A 2916-nucleotide genomic window follows, 5' to 3' on the forward strand; every position below is an offset into this window, starting at 1 on the left:
TGGCCGAGGCGCAGGGCGCGCGCGGGCGCACGCCATTTCTCGCCTTGCTCACCGATGGCAAGGCCAATATCGACCGGGACGGCCAGCCTGGCCGCCCCAAGGCCAATGCCGATGCGCTGGTCGTGGCGCGGCGTTTTGCCACAGGGCGTTGGGGAGGCGTGGTGATCGACATTTCGCCAAGACCGCAACCCGAAGCCGCAGCGATTGCCGCCGCGATGCAGGCGCGGTATCTGGCACTGCCGCGCGCGGATGCACGCGTCGTGGAGCGCGCCGTATCGGCGTTGCAATTCGGGAATGCAGCATGAGCGCACCGCGCTGGGATATCGAGGGTCGCGACTGGCCCAACCGCGAGACCAGCCGGTTTGTCCGTTCTGGGCTGCTTGAATGGCATGTGCAGGTGATGGGGCCGGATGACGGCGCGCTTGGCGTGGACGCTCAGGTGCTGCTGCTGATCCACGGCACGGGTGCGGCGACGCACAGCTGGCGCGATGTCATGCCACTGCTCGCGCAGCACTTCACCGTGATTGCCCCGGACATGCCGGGTCACGGCTTTACCCGCGGCCGAATTGCGGGCGGGCAGAGCCTGCCGGGCATAGCGCGAGCGCTGGGCGATTTGCTGGTGAAGCTCGACCTTGGCCCCCCGGCGGTGATCGTCGGCCACTCGGCGGGCGCAGCGATCGGCTTGCGGCTGGTGCTCGATACCGCGCTTGATGCGCCTGTCATCGGCCTCAATCCGGCGTTGATGCCGTTTCCGGGGCTGGCGGCGCGGCTGTTCCCGGCGATGGCGCGCGCATTGTTCGTCAATCCGTTCGCCGCGATGATCTTTGCCAAGAGCGCCAGCGCCGATGGCGAGGTCGGGCGGTTTCTGGCGAAATCCACCGGCTCGCGGCTCGATGCGCGCGGGATTGATCTTTACGGGCGGCTGTTTCGCACTTCTGAACATTGTGCCGGAGCCATCGGGATGATGGCCAACTGGGACCTCGAGACCTTATCCACTGAGCTGCCGAGCGTCGCCGCACCGGTGCTGCTGGTGCATGGCGACAATGACAGCGCCATCCCCGGCGATGCCGTGGCGCGCGCGGCGCGGCAACTGCCGCATGGAGAATTGCGCAATCTGCCGGGGCTCGGGCATCTGGCGCATGAGGAAGACCCGCAGGCGCTGGCCGCGATCATCAGTGACTTTGCTGCACAGCACGCGGCCATCACCGCCTGATGCCTGACCAGAGCTTCAGAATGCGCTGGGTGGCCTTGCGCAACCGGGTGATATCCCGTCCGGCGTTCCAGTCATGGGCGTCGCGCTTTCCCTTGACTCGGCCCGTGTCGCGGATGCGGGCAAAGCGATTGTTCGATATCATCGCCGGGTTCACCTATTCGCAGACGTTGTTCGCCTGCGTTGAAGGCGGCATTGTCGCGCAGCTTGCCAAGGGCGCTGCCACCAGCGTGGAGCTGGGCCAGATCGCCCGGCTGGACGCAGCAGCGACGGCGCGGTTGCTGCGCGCGGCGGCGGCGCTGGGGATCATCGAACGTGTCGGTGACGATATCTGGATGCTGGGCGAACAGGGTGTGGCGTTGACCGGCAACCCCGGCGCGATCGCGATGATTCGCCACCACCACCTGCTTTATGCCGATCTTGCCGATCCCCTTGGCCTGCTACGCGGGGAGCGCAACGGTGCGGGAGCTCTTGCCGGATACTGGCCCTATGCGCTTGGCGATGGCAGCGAGGGCGGCGACAGGGAAGCGGTGTCGCCCTATTCGGCGCTGATGGCCGCGTCGCAGCCGATGGTCGCCGATCAGGTGACGCATGCCTTCCGGTTCGATCGGCACCGGCGGATGCTGGATGTCGGCGGCGGCTCGTGAGCGTTTATTGCGGCGGTGGCCAAGGTCGCGCCCGCGCTGCAGTTTGGCCTGTTCGATCTGCCAGCGGTCACTGCGCTGGGCGCGGCGCAGCTGGCAGAGCAGGGGATCGCGGTCAGCGCGCACCCCGGTGACTTTCGCGCTGATCCGGTGCCCGATGGTTATGACCTGATCACGTTGATTCGCATTCTGCACGACCATGACGACGCGCTGGCGCTGTCGCTGCTCAAAAAAGTACGCGCCGCCTTGCCTGCGGGGGGCACCCTGCTGATCGCCGAGCCGATGGCCGGGACCAGCGGCGCAGAGGCAATGGCCGATGCCTATTTCGGATTTTATTTGCTTGCCATGGGCTCCGGCCGGGCGCGCGCGCCGCAGGAGATCGGCGCGATGGTGAGCGCTGCTGGCTTTGCCGGATGGCGCGAAAAGCCCACTGGCCTGCCGATTGTGACCCGGGTGATCGTCGCAACCGCCTGATGGGCTGCCTGCCGAAAAGGGCTGCACTGTATGTCCAGCCTGACATCCATCTAAATGTGTAAGCTTTGGTTGACACTATAGGAAGTTAAGTTAAGATGACACCATGTTTCGGGGTCTCATCACAGTCCCCCAAGATACTTAAGGCAAGGGAGGGCGCAAAATGCAGGCAATGGCAGTCATTTTTGAACAGCCTAACCGCCTTGCATTGCGCTCGCTGGAGCTGAACGCACCCGAGTCGGGCGATGTCATCGTCGAAATCGTGTGGAGCGGCATCAGCACCGGCACCGAAAAGCTGCTGTTCACCGGCAAGATGCCTGCTTTCCCTGGCCTCGGCTATCCATTGGTCCCCGGTTACGAATCGGTCGGCCGGATTGTTGACGCTGGGGCTGAAGCCACGGCGCGAATCGGTGAATGGGTGTTCGTTCCTGGCGCCAACTGCTTTGCCGATGCGCGCGGGCTGTTCGGCGGCTCGGCGCGGCGGCTGGTGGTGCCATCGGCCCGTGCGTTGCCGATTGACGAATCATGGGGGGCTGACGGTGTGTTGTTCGCGCTTGCCGCCACCGCGCTGCATGCCATGGCGGGCGGCGA

Annotated in this window: 4 protein-coding genes and 1 pseudogene; all 5 read left to right on the forward strand. The window is 65.5% G+C overall.

Translation table 11 applies throughout. The annotated features are described in order from the left end of the window. Positions 1-305 (forward strand): annotated as a pseudogene (locus tag ACEW8G_RS02970) (magnesium chelatase); the annotation flags it as partial. Then, entirely contained in the window at positions 302-1213 is a 912-nt protein-coding gene (gene bchO, locus ACEW8G_RS02975; protein WP_373486958.1) for an alpha/beta fold hydrolase BchO, read from the forward strand. The pseudogene ACEW8G_RS02970 and the gene bchO, both read left to right, overlap by 4 nt. Further along, a complete protein-coding gene (locus tag ACEW8G_RS02980; protein ID WP_373486959.1) occupies positions 1213-1857 on the forward strand; it encodes a methyltransferase dimerization domain-containing protein in 645 nt (214 codons plus the stop codon). Before bchO ends, ACEW8G_RS02980 begins: the two co-directional genes overlap by 1 nt. Before the next feature lie 15 nt (positions 1858-1872). Beyond that, on the forward strand, positions 1873-2328 hold the full coding sequence (locus tag ACEW8G_RS02985) for a methyltransferase (protein ID WP_373486960.1): 456 nt from the start codon (positions 1873-1875) through the stop codon (positions 2326-2328). Between the two features lie 160 nt (positions 2329-2488). Continuing rightward, positions 2489-2916: alcohol dehydrogenase catalytic domain-containing protein (locus ACEW8G_RS02990; RefSeq protein WP_373486961.1), on the forward strand; the 428-nt coding region annotated here is incomplete at its 3' end.

It is taken from the genome of Blastomonas sp. (assembly GCF_041747255.1).
Taxonomy (GTDB): Bacteria; Pseudomonadota; Alphaproteobacteria; order Sphingomonadales; family Sphingomonadaceae; genus Blastomonas.